The 19,303-nt window shown below is 60.2% G+C and carries 13 protein-coding genes; 5 read left to right on the top strand and 8 right to left on the bottom strand.

The features are described from left to right. Positions 1 to 5 precede the first annotated feature (5 nt). Both KVG85_RS06320 and KVG85_RS06315 read left to right on the top strand, forming a co-directional pair. Positions 6 to 3,197 (top strand): efflux RND transporter permease subunit, encoded by a 3,192-nt coding sequence (locus KVG85_RS06320; RefSeq protein ID WP_024013078.1) that lies wholly within the window; start codon positions 6 to 8, stop codon positions 3,195 to 3,197. Continuing rightward, a complete protein-coding gene (locus KVG85_RS06315; protein ID WP_217863300.1) occupies positions 3,194 to 4,615 on the top strand; it encodes an efflux transporter outer membrane subunit in 1,422 nt (473 codons plus the stop codon). The genes KVG85_RS06320 and KVG85_RS06315 overlap by 4 nt, the downstream gene beginning before the upstream one ends. A 201-nt stretch (positions 4,616 to 4,816) precedes the next feature. Here KVG85_RS06315 and KVG85_RS06310 read toward each other — a convergent pair whose 3' ends face one another. The 3 genes from KVG85_RS06310 to KVG85_RS06300 are packed head-to-tail and all read right to left on the bottom strand — an operon-like array spanning position 4,817 to position 8,097. After that, entirely contained in the window at positions 4,817 to 5,746 is a 930-nt protein-coding gene (locus KVG85_RS06310; RefSeq protein WP_374190759.1) for an HlyD family secretion protein, read from the bottom strand. A gap of 25 nt (positions 5,747 to 5,771) precedes the next feature. Beyond that, positions 5,772 to 5,972, bottom strand: a complete 201-nt coding sequence (locus tag KVG85_RS06305) for a DUF1656 domain-containing protein (RefSeq protein ID WP_016774855.1) — start codon at positions 5,970 to 5,972, stop codon at positions 5,772 to 5,774. Next, positions 5,962 to 8,097: an FUSC family protein gene (locus KVG85_RS06300; protein ID WP_217863299.1), complete on the bottom strand. Its 2,136-nt coding sequence runs from the start codon at positions 8,095 to 8,097 to the stop codon at positions 5,962 to 5,964. The genes KVG85_RS06305 and KVG85_RS06300 overlap by 11 nt, the downstream gene beginning before the upstream one ends. Positions 8,098 to 8,267: 170 nt before the next feature. On the opposite strand from KVG85_RS06300, the gene KVG85_RS06295 reads away from it, so the two are divergent. The 3 genes from KVG85_RS06295 to KVG85_RS06285 all read left to right on the top strand — a co-directional run bounded on the left by KVG85_RS06295 (position 8,268) and on the right by KVG85_RS06285 (position 12,626). After that, positions 8,268 to 9,323 carry a tetratricopeptide repeat protein gene (locus tag KVG85_RS06295; RefSeq protein ID WP_217863298.1) on the top strand — a complete coding sequence of 352 codons (1,056 nt, stop codon included), beginning with the start codon at positions 8,268 to 8,270 and terminating at the stop codon, positions 9,321 to 9,323. Between the two features lie 133 nt (positions 9,324 to 9,456). Next, positions 9,457 to 10,959 carry an ATPase domain-containing protein gene (locus tag KVG85_RS06290; protein WP_024013082.1) on the top strand — a complete coding sequence of 501 codons (1,503 nt, stop codon included), beginning with the start codon at positions 9,457 to 9,459 and terminating at the stop codon, positions 10,957 to 10,959. After that, positions 10,956 to 12,626, top strand: a complete 1,671-nt coding sequence (locus KVG85_RS06285) for an ATP-binding protein (RefSeq protein ID WP_130909876.1) — start codon at positions 10,956 to 10,958, stop codon at positions 12,624 to 12,626. Before KVG85_RS06290 ends, KVG85_RS06285 begins: the two co-directional genes overlap by 4 nt. Before the next feature lie 43 nt (positions 12,627 to 12,669). Here the strand turns inward: KVG85_RS06285 and KVG85_RS06280 are convergent, their stop codons facing one another. From KVG85_RS06280 to KVG85_RS06260, 5 genes are read right to left on the bottom strand one after another with little or no spacing between them, the layout of a single operon-like run. Beyond that, positions 12,670 to 13,047: a response regulator gene (locus KVG85_RS06280; protein WP_217863297.1), complete on the bottom strand. Its 378-nt coding sequence runs from the start codon at positions 13,045 to 13,047 to the stop codon at positions 12,670 to 12,672. A 44-nt stretch (positions 13,048 to 13,091) separates the two neighbouring features. Beyond that, positions 13,092 to 14,306, bottom strand: coding sequence for a hybrid sensor histidine kinase/response regulator (locus KVG85_RS06275; RefSeq protein WP_217863296.1), 1,215 nt, complete (start codon positions 14,304 to 14,306; stop codon positions 13,092 to 13,094). Further along, positions 14,300 to 14,893 carry a chemotaxis protein CheB gene (locus KVG85_RS06270; protein ID WP_206422098.1) on the bottom strand — a complete coding sequence of 198 codons (594 nt, stop codon included), beginning with the start codon at positions 14,891 to 14,893 and terminating at the stop codon, positions 14,300 to 14,302. The genes KVG85_RS06275 and KVG85_RS06270 overlap by 7 nt, the downstream gene beginning before the upstream one ends. Then, positions 14,890 to 15,723, bottom strand: a complete 834-nt coding sequence (locus KVG85_RS06265) for a CheR family methyltransferase (RefSeq protein WP_016774863.1) — start codon at positions 15,721 to 15,723, stop codon at positions 14,890 to 14,892. Before KVG85_RS06265 ends, KVG85_RS06270 begins: the two co-directional genes overlap by 4 nt. Next, positions 15,723 to 19,196, bottom strand: a complete 3,474-nt coding sequence (locus KVG85_RS06260; protein ID WP_217863295.1) for a response regulator — start codon at positions 19,194 to 19,196, stop codon at positions 15,723 to 15,725. Before KVG85_RS06260 ends, KVG85_RS06265 begins: the two co-directional genes overlap by 1 nt. Positions 19,197 to 19,303 lie beyond the last annotated feature (107 nt).

Below are 19,303 nucleotides of genomic sequence, written 5' to 3'. Positions count from 1 at the left end.
CTCCGATGAATTTTTCCCAATTCTTCATTTCCCGGCCGATCTTCGCAGCGGTGCTGTCGCTGTTGATCCTGATCGCCGGTGCGATCTCGCTGTTCCAGTTGCCGATCAGCGAATACCCGGAAGTCGTGCCGCCGACCGTGGTCGTGCGCGCCAACTTCCCCGGCGCCAACCCCAAAGTCATCGGTGAAACCGTGGCCGCTCCGCTGGAGCAGGCCATCACCGGCGTCGAGAACATGCTGTACATGTCCTCGCAGTCGACCGCCGACGGCAAGATCACCCTGACCATCACCTTCGCCCTGGGCACTGACCTGGACAACGCGCAGGTGCAGGTGCAGAACCGGGTGACCCGAACCGAGCCGAAGCTTCCCGAGGAAGTGACGCGCATCGGTATCACCGTCGACAAGGCTTCGCCCGACCTGACCATGGTTGTGCACTTGACCTCACCGGACAAGCGCTACGACATGCTCTACCTGTCCAACTACGCGATCCTCAACATCAAGGATGAGCTGGCTCGCCTGGGTGGTGTTGGTGATGTGCAGTTGTTCGGTATGGGCGACTACTCGCTGCGCGTCTGGCTTGATCCGAACAAGACCGCTTCGCGCAATCTGACCGCCACCGATGTGGTGACCGCGATTCGCGAGCAGAACCGTCAGGTCGCCGCCGGTCAACTGGGCGCGCCCCCTGCCCCGACCGCGCAAAGCTTCCAGCTGTCGGTCAACACTCAAGGCCGTCTGGTTTCCGAGGAAGAGTTCGAGAACATCGTCATTCGCGCAGGCGACGACGGTGAGATCACGCGCCTGAAGGATATTGCACGCATTGAACTGGGTTCCAGCCAATACGCCTTGCGCTCGCTGCTGAACAATCAGCCAGCGGTGGCGATCCCGATCTTCCAGCGTCCCGGTTCCAACGCCATCGACATTTCCAACGAAGTGCGCGGCAAGATGGAAGAGCTGAAGAAAGGCTTCCCGCAGGGCATGGATTACAGCATCGTGTATGACCCGACGATCTTCGTTCGTGGCTCGATCGAGGCGGTGGTGCACACCCTGTTCGAAGCGCTGATCCTCGTGGTGCTGGTGGTGATTCTGTTCCTGCAGACCTGGCGCGCCTCGATCATTCCGTTGGTGGCGGTGCCGGTATCGTTGATCGGTACGTTTGCGGTCATGCACCTGTTCGGCTTCTCGCTCAACGCCCTATCGCTGTTCGGCTTGGTACTGGCCATCGGTATCGTGGTGGACGACGCCATCGTCGTGGTGGAAAACGTCGAACGGAACATAGAACTCGGACTGACGCCAGTCGAAGCGACCAAGCGCGCCATGCGTGAAGTGACCGGGCCGATCGTGGCCACGGCACTGGTGCTGTGTGCGGTGTTCATTCCGGCGGCATTCATTTCCGGCCTCACCGGGCAGTTCTACAAACAGTTCGCACTGACCATCGCGATCTCGACAGTGATCTCGGCATTCAACTCGCTGACCTTGTCGCCAGCACTGGCTGCTGTGTTGCTGAAAAGTCACGACGCGCCGAAAGACCGCTTCTCGAAAGTGCTCGACAGAATCTTCGGTGGCTGGCTGTTCCGTCCGTTCAACCGTTTCTTCGACCGTGCCAGTCATGGCTACGTCGGCACCGTGCGCCGGGTCATCCGCAGCAGCGGCATCGCCCTGCTCGTGTATGCAGGCCTGATGGTGCTGACCTTCTTCGGTTTCTCCAGCACGCCGACCGGTTTCGTACCCGGCCAGGACAAGCAATACCTGGTGGCCTTCGCGCAATTGCCGGATGCCGCGAGCCTGGATCGTACCGAAGACGTGATCAAGCGCATGTCCGACCTCGCGCTGAAACAGCCGGGCGTGGAAAGCGCCGTAGCGTTCCCGGGCCTGTCGATCAACGGCTTCACCAACAGCCCGAACGCTGGCATCGTCTTCGTGACGCTGAAACCGTTCGACGAGCGTAAAGACCCGAGCATGTCCGCCGGCGCGATTGCCGGAGCCTTGAACGGCCAGTACGCGAACATTCAGGAAGCGTACATGGCGATCTTCCCGCCACCACCGGTACAAGGCCTGGGCACCATTGGCGGTTTCCGCCTGCAGATCGAAGACCGGGGCAACCTCGGCTACGACGAGCTGTACAAAGAAACCATGAACATCATCAACAAGAGCCACAACGTGCCGGAACTGGCCGGCCTGTTCACCAGCTACACGGTGAACGTGCCGCAGGTCGATGCTGCCATCGACCGTGAAAAAGCCAAGACCCACGGCGTGGCCGTCAGCGACATCTTCGACACCCTGCAGATCTACCTGGGCTCGCTGTATGCCAACGACTTCAACCGCTTCGGGCGCACCTATCAGGTCAACGTTCAGGCCGAACAGCAGTTCCGTCTTGAATCCGATCAGATCGGTCAGTTGAAAGTACGCAACAACAAAGGCGAGATGATCCCGCTGGCGACCTTCATCAAGGTCAGCGACACCTCGGGACCGGATCGCGTGATGCACTACAACGGCTTCATCACCGCTGAAATCAACGGTGCCGCAGCCCCGGGCTACAGCTCTGGCCAGGCGGAAAAAGCCATCGAGAAACTGCTCAAGGAAGAACTTCCGAACGGCATGACCTACGAGTGGACCGACCTGACCTACCAGCAGATTCTGTCCGGCAACACCGCGCTGTTCGTGTTCCCGCTTTGCGTACTGCTGGCGTTCCTGGTGCTCGCCGCACAATACGAAAGCTGGAGCCTGCCACTGGCGGTGATCCTGATCGTACCGATGACCCTGCTGTCGGCCATTACCGGTGTGATCATCTCCGGCGGTGACAACAACATCTTCACCCAGATCGGCTTGATCGTACTGGTGGGACTTGCCTGTAAGAACGCGATTCTGATCGTCGAGTTCGCCAAGGATAAACAGGAAGAAGGCCTCGACCCGCTCGCTGCGGTGCTGGAAGCCTGCCGCCTGCGTCTGCGGCCGATCCTGATGACCTCCTTCGCGTTCATCATGGGTGTGGTGCCACTCGTGTTCTCCAGCGGTGCCGGTGCCGAGATGCGTCACGCCATGGGTGTGGCAGTGTTCTCCGGGATGCTCGGGGTGACCTTCTTCGGTCTGCTGCTGACGCCCGTGTTCTACGTACTGATCCGTAACTTTGTCGAACGCGGCGAGCAGCGCAAAGCAGCCAAGGCGCACACTCTTCAAAAGCCACTGGAGGCGCAACAATGAGTCTGAAAGTCTTTCTGCCGAGTCTGCTGGTGCTGGCCCTCAGCGCCTGCGCCGTCGGCCCCGACTACAAGACCCCAACCACGGAGGCGGCCAACATCACGACCGCCACCGACGGCGCCGCCGGACAAAAGAACTTCGACCGCTCGAAATTCGAAGGCATCTGGTGGCAGCAATTCGACGATCCGACCCTCAACCAGTTGGTGAGCCAGTCGCTGCAAGGCAACCGTGAACTGCGCGTGGCGTTCGCCCGCTGGAAAGCCGCCCGGGCGATCCGCGACGACGCCAGCAATGACGCGATGCCGACCATCACCAGCCGCGCCAGCAGTGACCTGGGCAAGGGCCAGATTCCCGGCCAGACTACCGACCGGGTCAATAGCGAGCGCTATGACCTCGGTCTGGACATGGCCTGGGAGCTCGACCTGTTCGGCCGCATCCAGCGCAATCTGGAAGCCAGCGATGCCGACCAGCAGGCCGCCGAAGCCGATCTGTATCAGCTGCAAGTCACCATGATTGCCGAACTGGTCGACGCCTACGGTCAACTGCGCGGCGCCCAGCTGCGGGAAAAAATCGCCGTGGCCAACCTGAACAACCAGCAGGAGTCGCGCAAGATCACCATCAGCCTGCGTGACGCCGGTGTCGGTGATCAGCTTGATGTCGAGCGCGCCGATGCGCGTCTGGCCAACGTCGAAGCCACCGTGCCGCAGTTGCAGGCGGAACAGGTTCGGCAGAAAAACCGTATCGCCACCCTGCTCGGTGAGCGCCCGGACAAGCTTACCGTCGACCTGAGCCCGAAAGATCTGCCGGCCATCGCCAAGGCGCTGCCGATCGGTGATCCAGGTGAGCTGCTGCAACGTCGTCCGGACATCCTCAGCGCCGAGCGGCAATTGGCTTCGGCCACTGCGCGCATCGGCGTGGCCAAGGCCGATCTGTTCCCACGGGTCAGCCTCAGCGGCTTCCTCGGCTGGACGGCCGGACGTGGCTCGCAGATCGGTTCCTCGGCAGCCAACGCCTGGGCACTCGGCCCGAGCATCACCTGGGCTGCGTTTGACCTCGGCAGCGTCCGCGCTCGTTTGCGCGGCGCCGACGCTGACGCCGAAGGCGCACTGGCCAACTACGAGCAACAGGTGCTGCTGGCGCTGGAAGAATCGGAAAACGCCTTCAGCGATTACGGCAAGCGTCAGCAACGTCTGATCTCGCTGATCCGTCAGAGCGAATCGAGTCGCAAGGCTGCTGACCTGGCGGAAATCCGCTACCGCGAAGGCACCACCGATTTCCTCGTCCTGCTCGACGCCCAGCGTGAGCGACTGAACGCCGAAGACACTCAGGCCCAGGCCGAAGTCGAGCTGTATCGCGGCATCGTCGCGATCTACAAGGCCCTCGGCGGTGGCTGGCAACCGGAGACAGTTGCCAGCAAGTAAAGATTGTTAAAGAGCTCCTTTGGTTGGCCGCAACCAACCAATTTCTTTGCCCCGCGTATCATTCGGTCGCGGGGTTTTTTTATGCCTATTTTCAGCATTGGGTTTCTTGTGGGAGCGAGCCTGCTCGCGAAAGCGCCAGGTCAGACATATCAGCGGTGGCTGATACTCCGCCTTCGCGAGCAGGCTCGCTCCCACAGGGGATCAGCGGTGATCCTCCAGGACGGTGACGGTGGCGGTGGTACCGGCGCGCAGGCGATGCTTGCCGGCAAAGTCACCATCAATGCCAATGCGCACCGGCACCCGTTGCGCCAGTTTCACCCAGGTGTAACTCGGGTTGATGTTTGCCAGCAGACGACTGCCCGGCGCGTTTTCGCGATCAGCGATGGCAAAGGCGATGCTTTCTACCGTGCCGCCGAAACGCTCACCGCTCATCAATTGAATGCGTACCCGATCACCCTCCTCGATTCGCGGCAACTTGGTTTCCTCGAAGTAACCGCTGACATAAAAAGAATCGCTGTCGACCAGCGCCAGCAGTGCCCCGCCCGCCTGTGCGTAATCACCTTGGCGGGTCAGCAGGTTGGTGACATAGCCGCTCACTGGCGATTCAACGCGGGTGCGCTGCAAGTCCAGTTCGGCCTGGGTCAGTGCGGCAATTGCCAGTTGCACATTGGCTTCGGCCAGCCCGAGGTTGGCCTGATTGCGCAACAGATCCGCCTGGGCAACCGCTACGTCGGTACTGGCCTTCTCCCATTCTTCACCAGAAATCGCGAAGCCCTGCTTCAGCGTACGGCGGCGGCGCTCCTCGCTCTGACGTTGTTTAAGCAACGCTTCACTGGCGACGATTGCCGCTTGCGATTGCCCCAGCGACGCCTTGGATACTTCCACCGAACGCCGGGCATGCTCGACCGCCAGTTGATAGCGCGCCGGATCGATCTCCAGCAACAATTGGCCCTTGTCGACATGCTGGTTGTCCTGCACTGCCAGTTTGACGATTCGCCCCGAAACATCCGCCGACAGCGTCACCACATCCGCCCTCACCCGAGCATCCCGTGTCCACGGCGCGCGGGTGTAATACTCCCAGGCGAACCAGCCGAGGACGATCGCCAGGATCACCACTGCCACGGTCATCATTCGTGCAACTAGTGCTTTCAAGTCATCAGGCTCCCATCAACAGAATCAGCGTGGCGCAGACACAGGCATACAGCGCGCCTTCGAACAGTGCTTCATGCCACACCAGGCGCAGTACGCCGAGGCGCCGCAGACACCAGTCCAGCAACATGAAAATCGGAATCGCCAGTAACAGTGCCTGGGCAATCGGCGGCAGATAAACCCCGCCAATCTCAAAATCAATGGGCAAGTTGCGGTTCTCCTTCCAGTGCTTGAGGTTGCAAATGTTCACCGTGCCGCTCGAGGAACGACACCACAATCAGCAGCGCCACACGCATGCGAAACACCGACCATAGATGTTCATGACTGGCGGCGTGCAGCTCGTCCAGCTCATCTCCGAGTTGGTGCAACGTGGCCAGCAGCGCCGCAAGCTGGACATCGTCGCGACCGGCAACCAAACGACCGGTCTTGCGCAACGCCGACGCCAGGCGTTGGCCGAACGCATCGGTGAGCAACCCATTGTTCTGCGCCTGCTGCCGCAGCTGATGCATCGCCACCCCCAAGGCTACGCAAGCCAGGCTGATTTCGTACAAGCGCTGCATGGCACGATCGTTCGCCGCTGGCAGCAGGCCGAGCATGCTGGTCAGGCGATCGGTCATCCGACTCTCGAAGGCGAATTGTTGTTCATCGGTCGCCGGCATTTTGCTCAGTTGATACACCTGCTCCCGCGCTTCGCCGTACAGGCGGCGGATGCGCAAGCCCGGGCGGAACGGGAAGATCAGCGCATAAACGATCAGGGCCAGCATCGCTGCGCTGACGTAGGCGCCGGCGAATTCGAACCATTGGATTGCCGTATTCTGCCCAATGCCGGTGTTTTGCGGCCCGAGCATGAGGAAACTGGAGAGGCCAAGGCCCATGCCGATACCGGCGGTGGCCGGACTGGAAATTCCCACGGCAATGGCATATAGCAGCGGCGCCAGCAGCAAGGCCAGCAGCTCGAAATCACTGATCGCCGGCACCAGCATGAATTGATAGAACGCCGACACCACCAGTGCCAGACCCAAGCCTCGCGCATAGCTTTGCGCAGCCATCAGCGGACGCGGAAAAGTCGCCATCAGCGAGCAGAGAATCCCCACCAGAATCATCCCGCCGCGCGCGCCATCCCACGCCGTTTCGATCCAGATCAACCCGCTGACCAACAGCGCGGTAAAGGCACGGATCGCATTCATCGAAGCCAAGGTGAAATCCAGATGCAACGGACTGCTCTGGCCGCGATAGAGACAACTCGCCGGGCGCCCTTCCTGAATCGCGTCGCTCAGTTCGAGGATCTGCTCAAGTTGCTGCAACAGGCGCGCCTGCTCCCAACGCAGCGCCCAAGCCAATGAACGCAGGGTCGCGCTCATGTTCTCGGTCTGCTGCTCGGCCTTGTACGCCAATGCTTCGAACTGTTGCTGCAAGGTGACGAAACGCTGCCGATCGGCGCCAGACAGCCCGCGGCCCTGCTGCGCCAGTTGCTCAAGTAACGCCAGTTCCTCGGCACGCAACTGCTGGACCTCCAGCGGCAGATCGCCCTCCCAGCGTTCGATGAGCAATTCGCGCTGATGACGCAGCGCGGTCAGTCGCGACGTCAGCAGCATCAGTTGATTGCCGAGCAGCAACACCAGGTTGTCGGCACTGCGCAAACGTGGGGCATCGAAATACAAATGACGGCGCAAACCTTCCAGTGCACTGATCTCACCGAGCAGCTGCATCTGCCGACGCTGGAAATCGGCTTCGCTTTCTTCCGTACGAAGCACCTCGGCAGCGTGGCTGGCCGCCAGTTTGATGACCTGATCGATTTTGGCGAAATAGCCCTTGGCGACGGCTTCAGGGCGTGCCGTGAGCAAACTGACCACACAGACACAGGCAACCGCCAACAGGGTTTCGGTGACGCGGGTGACCGCCAGCAGAAAGGTGCCGTCCTGATCCGGAATCGCCAGTAAAGCTACGACCACAGCGGTGTAACCACTGAGCACGAACGCCTGGGAGCTGGTGTAGCGCAACAAGGTGCCGCCCGCCGTGCACAGCGCCAGCCACAACGCCAATGTCGTGATGAACGGCAGCGGCGCCTGAGGAAAAATCGCCATGATCAGCACCGCCACCGCCGCCCCCACCGTGGTGCCTATCACCTGGCCGAAACTGCGCGCCAGTGCCATCCCTGCCAGTGGCTGGCTGACGATCACCACGGCCATGATTGACCACTTCGGCTGTTCGAGATCGAAGATAAACGCCAGATAAAGGGTCAACAGCCCGGCGGCGATGGTCCGCAGGGCAAACAGCAGAACAGCCTGACCGGGATGGATCAGAGCCTTGAAATAAGCGAACAACGCTGGCATGGGAACACTCTTTAAAACGACTTCTGCAAGCGTAGACATTGCAGCAAAAGCCTGACGGATTTCACAGTCGACACGTGTTGTAGGACGATTCGCCGGCAACGGTTTGACTCACGCGCCAAGCTGAACGAAGCTTGCCGCTCTGCTCAAGTTCGAAGCTTTCGGAAACCCGCATGACTCAGTCCCGCCGCAACCTGCTGATCGGCCTAGGCCTCGTACTGATCCTCGGCGTCGTCTGGCTGTCCTGGCGCAGCAACACTCCGACCATCCCCGATGCTATCAAACATGGCTACAGCGAAGCGCTGAACGCCGCGCGCACAGGTGAACCCGGAGCGGCGCGCCAGTTGTACCAGCAATTGGGCCGCCCGGACATCTCGGTCAAGCGCCGGGTCTGGCTGCATGGCGAACTGCCCAATTACCCCAGTCCGCAGGCGTTGAAGCTGGCGGACATCGACTTGCATCACGAAGCGCCGCAAGTGCGCGTCGCAGCGATCAAAAGCATCGTCGGTCTGGTGCCCGGCGGGCAGCGCAGTCTGCTGCTAGGACCGTTGCTTGATGATGAAGAACAAACTGTCCGTTTCGCCGCGATCAATGCCCTGCTCGGCCTGGCCCCGGACGAGCTCGGCCTGTATTTCGCACCGCTACAGCAGGCCATCGACGGCTGGCAACAGACCTTGGAAAGCCAGCCGGAAAGCGCCGCCAACTATGCGCAACTGGCCCGTCTCTATATTCACAACGCCGAATACAAACAGGCCCAACAGGCTTTGGACAATACCTTGCGCCTGGAACCGGGCAACCTGGCGGCGCTGGTCATGCAGATAGATGTGCTCGACCGCCAGGGCCAGAGCGATGCCGCTCGCCAGTTGCTCGCCCGCCAGCTCAAGGCGCAGCCGGATTCGGCCTATCTGCAACATGCCCTCGGCCTGTGGCTGCTGCACCACGGCCAGCGCGAATATGCCCTGCTCGGCCTGTCCAAAGCGGTCGAGCTGGAACCGGACAATAAGGATTATCGCTACGACCTCGCCACCACCCTGCACAGCGCGGAAGAACTGGAAGCGGCGCAGAAACAATTGCAGGAAATCGTCCAGCGCCACCCCGCCAACCGCAAGGCGCGAGTGCTGTTGATCAACTATTGGAAGGAAAGCGGCCAATTGCAGAATGTGCAGATCCTGCTGGCGCAACTGGAGCAGTTGAATCCGGACGACCCGGCCCTGCAACAGGGTCTTTGATCAAGGTACAGCGGGTGCAATCAACCACCTGTCGAAAGAAAAAGCGGAACCGTGAACATGCCCTGAGGTCAAGTAATTCAGGCGGCTCACTTAAGCCAGCCGCCGGATTACCCTAGTCATAAGAGGGCGTTTTTTGACTACATCAAACGAGTTGATCAGTGCAAAGGCCGCCGTCGGCATTGTAGGTCTGGATGACATCCTTGCCGGTGGCCTGTCTCGCGGCCATGTGTTTTTGCTCGAGGGGGAACCCGGAACCGGCAAAACCACCGTGGCTTTGCATTTCCTCCGCGCCGGTGCGCTGGCCGGGGAACGCTGCTTGTACATCACTCTCTCGGAAACCGAGAAAGAACTGCGTCAAGGTGCGCTCTCCCACGGCTGGGAGCTGAACGAAAACATCAAGATCTTCGAGCTGACACCGCCGGAAAGCCTGCTCAATGCCGAACACCAGCAAAGTCTGCTGTATTCCTCGGACCTTGAACTGGGCGAGGCGACCAGGCAGATTTTCGAAGTGGTCGAACGCTTCAAACCGACCCGCGTAGTGCTCGACAGCCTTTCGGAGATCCGTCTACTGGCGCAGAGCTCGTTGCGCTATCGTCGGCAGATTCTGGCGATCAAGCACTACTTTGTGCGCTACGACGCCACCGTCCTGCTGCTCGATGACCTGACCACCGAATCCCTCGACAAGACTGTGCACAGTGTCGCCCACGGCGTGATTCGCCTTGAAGAGCTGACGCCAAGCTACGGCGCCGAGCGTCGTCGCGTACGAGTGGTCAAATATCGCGGGCAGAAATACCGTGGCGGTTTCCATGATTTCACCATCATGGGCGACGGCGTCCATGTTTTCCCACGCCTGGTAGCGGCGGAACATCGCGGCGACTACCCACGTCTGCAGCTGTCCAGCGGCATCCCGCAAATGGACGCCCTGCTCGGCGGCGGCATCGAGACCGGATCCAGCACGCTGATTCTCGGCCCGGCCGGTACCGGCAAATCGATGATTTCGATGATCTTCGCCGCCGCAGCGGTGGCCCGAGGCGAAAAAGCCGCGCTGTTCATTTTCGATGAAGAACTGGGCCTGCTGTTCGAACGCATGCGTCATCTGGGCATCGACCTCAAAGCCTTGCAGGCCACCGGTAATCTGCTGATCGAACAAGTAGACGCCGCCGAATTGTCTCCCGGTGAGTTGTCCCATCGCGTGCGGCGTTGCGTCGATGAGCTGGGTATCAAAACCGTGGTGATCGACAGCATTAACGGCTATCAAGCGGCGATGCCGGAAGAAAACGCGCTGGTGCTGCACATGCACGAGCTGCTGCTGTACCTTAACCGCAAAGGCGCGGCCACCTTCATGACGGTCGCCCAGCACGGTCTGGTGGGCGATATGCAGGCGCCGGTCGATATCACTTACCTGGCCGACACGGTGATTCTGTTGCGCTACTTCGAAGCCCTCGGCAAAGTCCGCCGGGCGATCTCGATTATCAAGAAACGTACCGGCAACCACGAGTCGACCATCCGTGAATACCGGATCTCCTCGCGTGGCATGACCATCGGCCAACCGCTGGAATCCTTCCAGGGCGTGCTGCGTGGCGTGCCGACCTACATGGGAGCGAGCAATCCATTGCTTGAGGATGAAAGCTTGTGACGGTCAACACGCCGTTGGCCGAGCGGGTGCTGGTGCTGGCGCCCATGGGTCGCGACAGCCAGATCGCGTTGATGATTCTCAACGAAGCCGGTTACGGCGGCATGGTGGCGCCGAATCTCGGCGCTCTGTGCACCGAACTGGAGGTCGGCGCCGGATTGCTGCTGATTGCTGCTGAGGCGTTGCGCGGACCGGAACTGGAAGGGCTTATCGCCTACCTTGACCAGCAGCCCGCGTGGTCGGACATGCCCATCGTGCTGCTGACTCATCATGGCGGCGATGAACAAGGGCCGCCGTCGCGTCTCAGCACCCTGCTCGGCAACGTGACTTTTCTCGAGCGCCCCTTCCATCCCGCGACACTGGTCAGTCTGGTCTCCGCCGCCCTGCGTGGGCGGCGACGACAATATGAAGCGCGCGATCGGCTGATCGACCTGAGTGAAAGCGAACGACGCCTGCAATCGACTCTGGAAACCCTCGAGCAACAGGTTGAAGAGCGCACCGCACAACTTCGCCACAACGAAGAAGCGCTGCGCCAATCGCAGAAAATGGAAGCGGTCGGCCAACTTACTGGCGGCATTGCTCACGACTTCAACAATATGCTCACCGGCATCATCGGTAGCCTGGAACTGCTGCGCCGGCGTCTGGCCCGGGGCCGCACCGAAGACCTCGACAGTCTGATCGATCTAGGCGTGACCTCCGCCAACCGCGCCGCCGGCCTGACTCACCGCTTGTTGGCGTTCTCCCGCCGGCAATCCCTCGACCCAAAAGCCGTGCAAATGAACACGCTGGTGCTGTCGATGGGCGAGCTGCTGCAACGCAGCCTCAATGAGAGCATTCATCTGGAGATGCGCCTGGACGACAACCTCTGGGTTGCCGAGGCCGATCCCAATCAACTCGAAAGCGCCCTGCTCAACTTGGTAATCAACGCCCGCGATGCGATGCCCGAGGGCGGCAAACTGGTGGTGGAAACCAGCAACCAGGTGCTGCATCGAGATTTCACCGCGGCTTACAGCAATCTGGAGCCGGGCGATTACGTGATGCTGAGCGTCACCGACAACGGCAGCGGCATGCCGCAGAGCGTGGTCAGCCGTGCGTTCGATCCGTTTTTCACCACCAAGCCGATCGGCCAGGGCACCGGCCTCGGACTGTCGATGATCTATGGCTTCAGCAAGCAGTCGCGCGGGCATGTGTCGATCGACAGTGAAGTCGATCAAGGCACCACGGTAAAACTCTACCTGCCGCGTTTCCGTGGTGAAGAAGTGGAAATTCCCGTCTCGGATTCGCAGCAGGCTCCGTATGCGATGGATGGCGAAACCGTACTCATCGTCGAAGACGATCCGGCAGTGCGTGTGTTGGTCAGTGCCGTGCTCAGTGAGTTGGGTTACGCGTTCGTGGAGGCCGGTGATGCCGACGGCGCCATGCCGATTCTCAACTCGACGCAACGCATCGACCTGCTGATCAGCGACGTTGGCCTGCCGGGGATGAACGGTCGTCAACTGGCGGAGGTTGGTCGGCAATATCGGCCAGGTCTGAAAGTGTTGTTCATCACCGGTTATGCCGAGCACGCGGCGGTGCGCGGTGGCTTCCTCGACTCGGGAATGCAGATGATCACCAAGCCCTTCACCTTTGATCTGCTCACCGCCAAGGTGCGCGAGATGATCAATAGCTGAATCTACAGGAGCTGCCGAAGGCTCGGCAGCTCCTGCATGAGAATCAGGCCAGCAATTCCTGAATCTTTTCCTGCAGCACATCCAGATCGAACGGTTTTTCCAGGATCGGTGCCTTGCTGGTGATCAGGCTGCCGGTTTCACGGATTTCCTGCGGGTAGCCGCTGATGAAAATCACTTTGAGGTCCGGTCGCAATTTCACCGCTGGCTCGGCAATCTGCACGCCGGAGATCCCGCCCGGCAGGCGGAAATCGGTAATCAGCATGTCCAGGTGAGGTTTGCTGGCGAGTATCTCGAAAGCCTGCTCGCCATTTTCCGCTTGCAGCACGCGATAGCCCTGCCCTGACAGGTAATCCGTCAGGACCATCAAGATAACCGGTTCGTCTTCGACGACGAGTACTACATCTTGCGCATCTACGCTCATGGGAAGCCTTTGTTCGGTCAATAGCTGCTGATACGACCGTGTGGTCACTCAGAGGTTGCGTCGGATATGCCGTTTTCCTGGATCGGCAGACAAACGCGAAACAGGGCGCCTTCGTTGATTTCACTCTCGACGACGATGGAGCCGCCATGGGCGGCGACGATCTGCTCGGAAATGAACAGACCCAGCCCGAGCCCGGCCACCACCGTCTTGGCGGACACCCGTTCGAACTGCTGAAAAATACGCTTCTGGTTCTCGGCGCTGATGCCGATGCCGTGGTCCTGAACTTCGACCCGCGCCTCCTCGCCTTCGCGATAGACGCGCACCTGAATCGGGCTGCGCCCCCCGTAGCGCAAGGCGTTGGTCAGCAGATTGGACACCACCTGCTCGATGCGGAACTCGTCCCAGCAACCTTCGACCGGCTCGGACGCCTCAAAGGAAACACTGGTTTCTGCCGCTTCCATTTGCGGGGCAAAATTCTGCAGCAGATTGCTGACCAGTTGCACCAGATTGAAACGACTCGGGCGGATCGACAGTTTGCCGGTGCGGATCCGCGAGACATCGAGCATGTCTTCGATCAGGCGAATCAGGCTTTTGATCTGCCGCTCATCGCGGTCGACCATTGCCTGCATCTTGTCGAGGGTGAATGCCGAGGCATTGTCCCGGGCCAGGTGCATCTTGCGCAGCTGGGTTTCGAGGATCAGGCCATTGAGCGGTGTACGCACCTCGTGGGCAACGATGGACATGAAGTCATCGCGCATGCGCACCGCTTGTTCCAGCTCAAGCTGCGTGCTTTGCAGCTGTTGCAGCAGCGCTTCCTGCTCACGGCGGGCCTGCTCCAGCGCCTCGACCTGCTGTTTCATGGCCTTGCTCTGGCGATACAGATCGACGAAAACGTTGACCTTGCTCTTCACCGCATGAATGTCCAGCGGCTTGTGCAGGAAGTCCACCGCACCGCTTTCGTAGCCTTTGAACGCGTAGTTGAGTTCACGGCCAGCGGCGCTGACGAAAATGATCGGAATGTTCTTGGTCTTCTCGGTGCCGCGCATCAACTCAGCCAGTTCGAAGCCATTCATGCCCGGCATCTGCACGTCGAGAATGGCCATGGCGAATTCGTGTTGCAGCAACAGCGACAGTGCTTCGTCCGCCGACAGAGCCTTGTAGACCGTGCGATCCTCGCGCTTGATCAGCGCTTCCAGCGCCAGCAGGTTTTCTGGCAGATCGTCAACGATCAACAGTTTGGCTTGGATATTACTCAGCATGCGATTCGTTCCAGCTCGACTAGCAGACGGCCGATGCCGTGAATGGGTAGGACATGATCCGGCTGCAGAACGTTCAGTGCAGCCTGAGGCATGGTGGCGACTTGTGCATCATCGGGGTCTTGAACAATGGTCAGGCCGCCGCAGCGCTTGACGCAGGCCAGCCCGCGCGCGCCGTCCTGATTGGCGCCGGTCAGCAGCACGGCGGCGAGTGTCTCGCCGTAAACGTCAGCGGCCGATTCAAACAGGTAATCGATCGAAGGCCGCGAATGGTGCACGCGGTCCTCCAGGCTCAGCGACAGGCTGCGATCCGCTTCGACCGACAAGTGGTAACCGGGCGTGGCGAAATACACCGTGCCGGCTTCAATGTCCTGCTTGTCTTCGGCTTCCTTGACCGGCATCGCCACACGGCGGGAGAACACTTCGGCCAGATGACTGCGGCGTTCTTCCGGCAGATGCAGAACGATGATGATCGGCAGTACATAGCCTTTGCGCAATGGCCCGAGCAGTGTCAGCAACGCCTCGACACCGCCTGCGGAGGCGCCGATCACGACGGCCTCGATGCGAGGCAGGCTCGGGGTGTCGTTCATGATTTGCGGTAGATCCGTTCTTGTTTGACCAACGCCTCGAACTGGTTCGAATAGTTGGAAAAATCCAGGGTTTCCTTGCTGCCCAGCACCAGAAAGCCGCGATGCGACAACGATTCATGGAACAGCCCGAACGCCCGGTCCTGCAACTTCTTGTTGAAATAGATCAGCACGTTGCGGCAGGAAATCAACTGGGTTTCGGAGAACACGCTGTCGGTGGCCAGGCTGTGGTCGGCGAATGTCACGTTCTCGCACAGGCTCTTGTCGAAAATCGCGTAGCCGTAGGCTGCCGTGTAGTAATCGGCAAACGAACGCTGACCGCCGGCCTGCTGATAGTTGGCAGTGTAGGCGCGGACATTTTCCATGGAGAAAATCCCTTGCTTGGCTTTCTCCAGCGAGCGCGGGTTGATGTCGGTGGCGTAGATGATCGTGCGGTCGAGCAGGCCTTCTTCGCGCAACAGGATCGCCATCGAGTAGACCTCCTCGCCCGTGCTGCAGCCGGCAATCCAGATCTTCAGCGACGGATAGGTACGCAGCAGCGGCACCACTTCGTTGCGGATGGCCAGGAAGTGCGACGGATCGCGGAACATCTCGCTGACCGGGATCGTCAGCAGTTGCAGCAGCTGCATGAACGCGGTCGGGTCGTGCAGGACTTTTTCTTGCAGGGCCGAGATGGTCGCGCACTCGAACTGACTCAGCGCGTGCTGCACCCGGCGCTTGATCGAAGCGCCGGAGTAGTCGCGAAAGTCATAGCTGTATTTCAGGTAAATCGCCTCGATCAACAAGCGTAATTCGATTTCGCTGTTGCGCTCGGCTGAACTGCTGCGTTCCACTAGATGCGTTCCATTTTCGGTAACCACACACGTATCAGCGAGAACAGACGATCAAGGTCGATGGGCTTGGCCAGGTAATCGTTGGCGCCCGCTTGCAGGCAGCGCTCCTGATCGTCCTTCATGGCCTTGGCCGTCACCGCGATGATCGGCAGCTTGCGCCAGCGCGGATCCTTGCGGATTTCCATGGTGGCTTCGAAGCCATCCATTTCCGGCATCATCACGTCCATCAGCACCAGGTCGATGTCCTCGACTTCATGAAGTTTCTCAATCGCTTCGCGGCCATTACGGCCGATCACCACGACTGCGCCTTTGTGTTCCAGCGCGCTGGTCAGGGCGAAGATGTTGCGCACATCGTCGTCCACCAGCAGCACTTTGCGACCTTCAAAGACCTTGTCGCGGCTGCGCGCGGTCTTGAGCATCTTCTGCCGTTCATGGGACAGCTGCGATTCGACTTTGTGCAGAAAGAGTGTGACCTCGTCGAGCAAACGCTCTGGCGAGCGTGCACCCTTGATGATGATCGAGCGCGAATACTTGCGCAGTTCAGCCTCTTCATCGCGGGTCAGGTTGCGTCCGGTGTAAACGATGACCGGCGGGAACGAGCAGATGTCCTCGGTGGACATGCGCTTGAGCAGATCGTTGCCGAGCATGTCCGGCAGCTTGAGGTCGATGACCATGCAGTCGTAGATGGTCGTGCGCAGCAATTCCAGCGCGTCCTGGGCCAGGCCGACGGCAGTGATTTCAATGTCTTCGTCGCCGATCAGCCGCGCGATGCTTTCGCGTTGCAGATCGTCGTCTTCGACCAGCAGCACGCGTTTGACCTTCTGCGTCAGCTTGGCCTCGAGGCGGGCGAAGACGTCCTTGAGCTCTTCGCGGGTGGTCGGCTTCACTGCGTAGCCGATCGCGCCCATGTGCATGGCGGCTTCGACGCGGTCTTCCACGGAAATCACGTGCACCGGAATGTGCCGGGTTTCGGCGCGTTCTTTCAGGCGTTGCAGCACGGTCAGACCGGAATGATCCGGCAGGCGCATGTCGAGCAGGATCGCATCCGGGACGAATTCGCGGGCCAGGTCGTAGCCTTCGTCGGCGCCGTGGGCGACCAGACACATGTAACCCAACTCATGGGCAAGGTCATAGAGGATGCGAGCGAAGTTGGGCTCGTCCTCCACCACCAGAATGCAGCGGGTGGCGAATGGCGCCTTGTCGCGATCGTCGGCAAAGCGCGGGATGACTGCAGGAATCGCCGATGCCAGCGGAGCCGCAACAGCAACTGGCGCAGGCATCGCAGGTGCCGGGTGGAAGGTCAGCGGCGCGGCCGGTGTTTCGCCGAACTCGTGGTACTGACGTGGCAACACCAGGGTGAACGTGCTGCCCTGCCCCGGTACGCTGTCGACGCTGATCGAACCGCCCAGCAACGTCGCCAGATCCCGCGAGATCGACAGGCCAAGGCCAGTGCCGCCGTATTTGCGATTGGTGGTGCCATCCGCCTGACGGAACGCCTCGAAGATACTTTCTTGCTGATCGGCAGCGATACCGATCCCGGAATCCTTGACGCTGAAGGCGATGTGATCATTCGGCTGCGCGGTGATGGTCAGGCTCACGGCGCCGTGCTCGGTGAACTTGATCGCGTTGGACAGCAGGTTCTTGATGACCTGCTCCAGACGCTGACGGTCGGTGAACAGCAAGCCCGGTGCGTCCGGCTGAACCTCGACGCTGAAGGCCAGTTTCTTGTCCGCCGCCAACGGTTCGAACATCGAGCGCAAGCCATCGACCAGACGATCGACGCGGGTGTTTTCGGCAATCACTTCAAGCTTGCCGGCCTCGACCTTGGAAATGTCGAGGATGTCGTTGATCAGGTTGAGCAGATCGTTGCCGGCCGAATAGATCGATTCGGCAAACTTGACCTGTTCGGCCGACAGATTCTGCTGCGGGTTTTCCGCCAGCAACTTGGCCAGAATCAGCGAACTGTTGAGCGGCGTGCGCAGTTCGTGGGACATGTTGGCGAGGAATTCGGACTTGTACTTGCTCGAACGTTGCAGTTCTTCGGCGCGCTCTTCGAGTTGGATCTGCGCCTGATTCAGCTCGGTGTTTTTCTTGTCCATCGCATCGCGTTGTTCGGCGAGCTGCTCGTTGGTCTGCTCCAGCTCCACCTGCTGGGTTTCCAGATGCGCCTGGGATTCCTTGAGAATCCGCGACTGTTCTTCCAGCTCTTCGTTGGCAGTCTTCAGCTCTTCCTGCTGCACTTGCAGTTCTTCGTTGAGCTGCTGGGTTTCGGCGAGCACTTCCTGCAAGCGCTGGCGGTAACGCGCCGCCTCGATCGAGGTACCGATATTGCCGGCAATCAGCTCCAGCAGTTCGATGTCGCGCTCGGACAGCGGACGCAGGAAGCCCAGCTCGATTACCCCGTTGACCCGGTCGTCATCGCTGGTCGGCACCACCAGCACACTGTGCGGCAGACCTGCACCGAGACCGGAGCTGACTTTGAAATAGTCGCCCGGGACCGCGTCGAGACGGATCAGCCGTGCCTGTTCTGCCACTTGGCCGACGATGCCTTCGCCGCTGTAGATCGTTTGATTGAGCTCTTCCTGCTCGCGGGAGAAACCATAAGTCGCCACGCGCTTGAGGCCGCCATGTTCTTCGCGCACATAAAGCGCGGCGACGGCAGTACCAAGGTATTGCGCACAGAATTGCAGAATGTTGCGCCCCAGCAGGTTCAGCGTCAGTTGCCCCAATACCTGCTCGGCCAATTGTGTCTGGCCGTTGCGCAGCCACGCCTGCTTCTCGAGGCGTTCAGCGCTGGCCAGCTGCGCGGCGAGGTTGGCGCTGTAGTTGGTCGACAGGTTGAGCAGATCACGGCGGCCGATGTAGGCCAGCAAACCGCTGATCCCGACGATGAAGATCAGATAAAGAGTGATGCTCCAGATGGTGGTGCGGCGCACATCCTCGTTGCGCGTGGCGCGCAGCACCTGCTCGGTCTCGATGACGTCCTCGAATTGCTTGCGGATTTCATCGGTCAGGCGCTTGCCCCGCCCGGCCTTGACCGCGCCGCGATAATCACCGCTGCTGCGCTGCAGATCGATCATCGATTGCGCGTAGTTGGCCCATTCCACCTGCAAGGCTTGCAAACGGCGCAAGCGATCGGTCTGCACCGGATTATCAGCGGTCAGCTCCAGCAACGTATTGAGAGCGACCTCGATACGCGGCTTGGCAACTTCGTACGGGTCGAGAAAGTGCTCGTCACCGCTGAGCAGATAGCCGCGCATGCCGGTTTCCAGATCAACGGTGAGCTTCACCGCTTCATTGGCGTTATTGATCACCCGGTCGGTGTGCTCGACCCATTGGATGACCGACAGCAAATAAGTGATCAGTGAGACGAAGAACACGGCGCTGAGCACGCCGACGCCCAGCGGCAGGCTGACGTTGCGACTCAGAAGTTTGCGGAACCGTTGTTCATCAACCGAGGACGGAGAGGACATGGGGCAGCCTTGTCGAACTGTTGAAAACCCGAGAGTTTGCCCCAAAACCCCGCCATGGATCCATTTTTCTCACACAAATGATGGCATTTTCCTACGCACACCTGCGC

Origin of the sequence: Pseudomonas triticicola (genome assembly GCF_019145375.1) — a bacterium.
Classification (GTDB): Bacteria; Pseudomonadota; Gammaproteobacteria; order Pseudomonadales; family Pseudomonadaceae; genus Aquipseudomonas; species Aquipseudomonas triticicola.
Note: the sequence above shows the minus strand (reverse complement) of the source record. Positions and strands in the feature narration are given on the sequence as shown.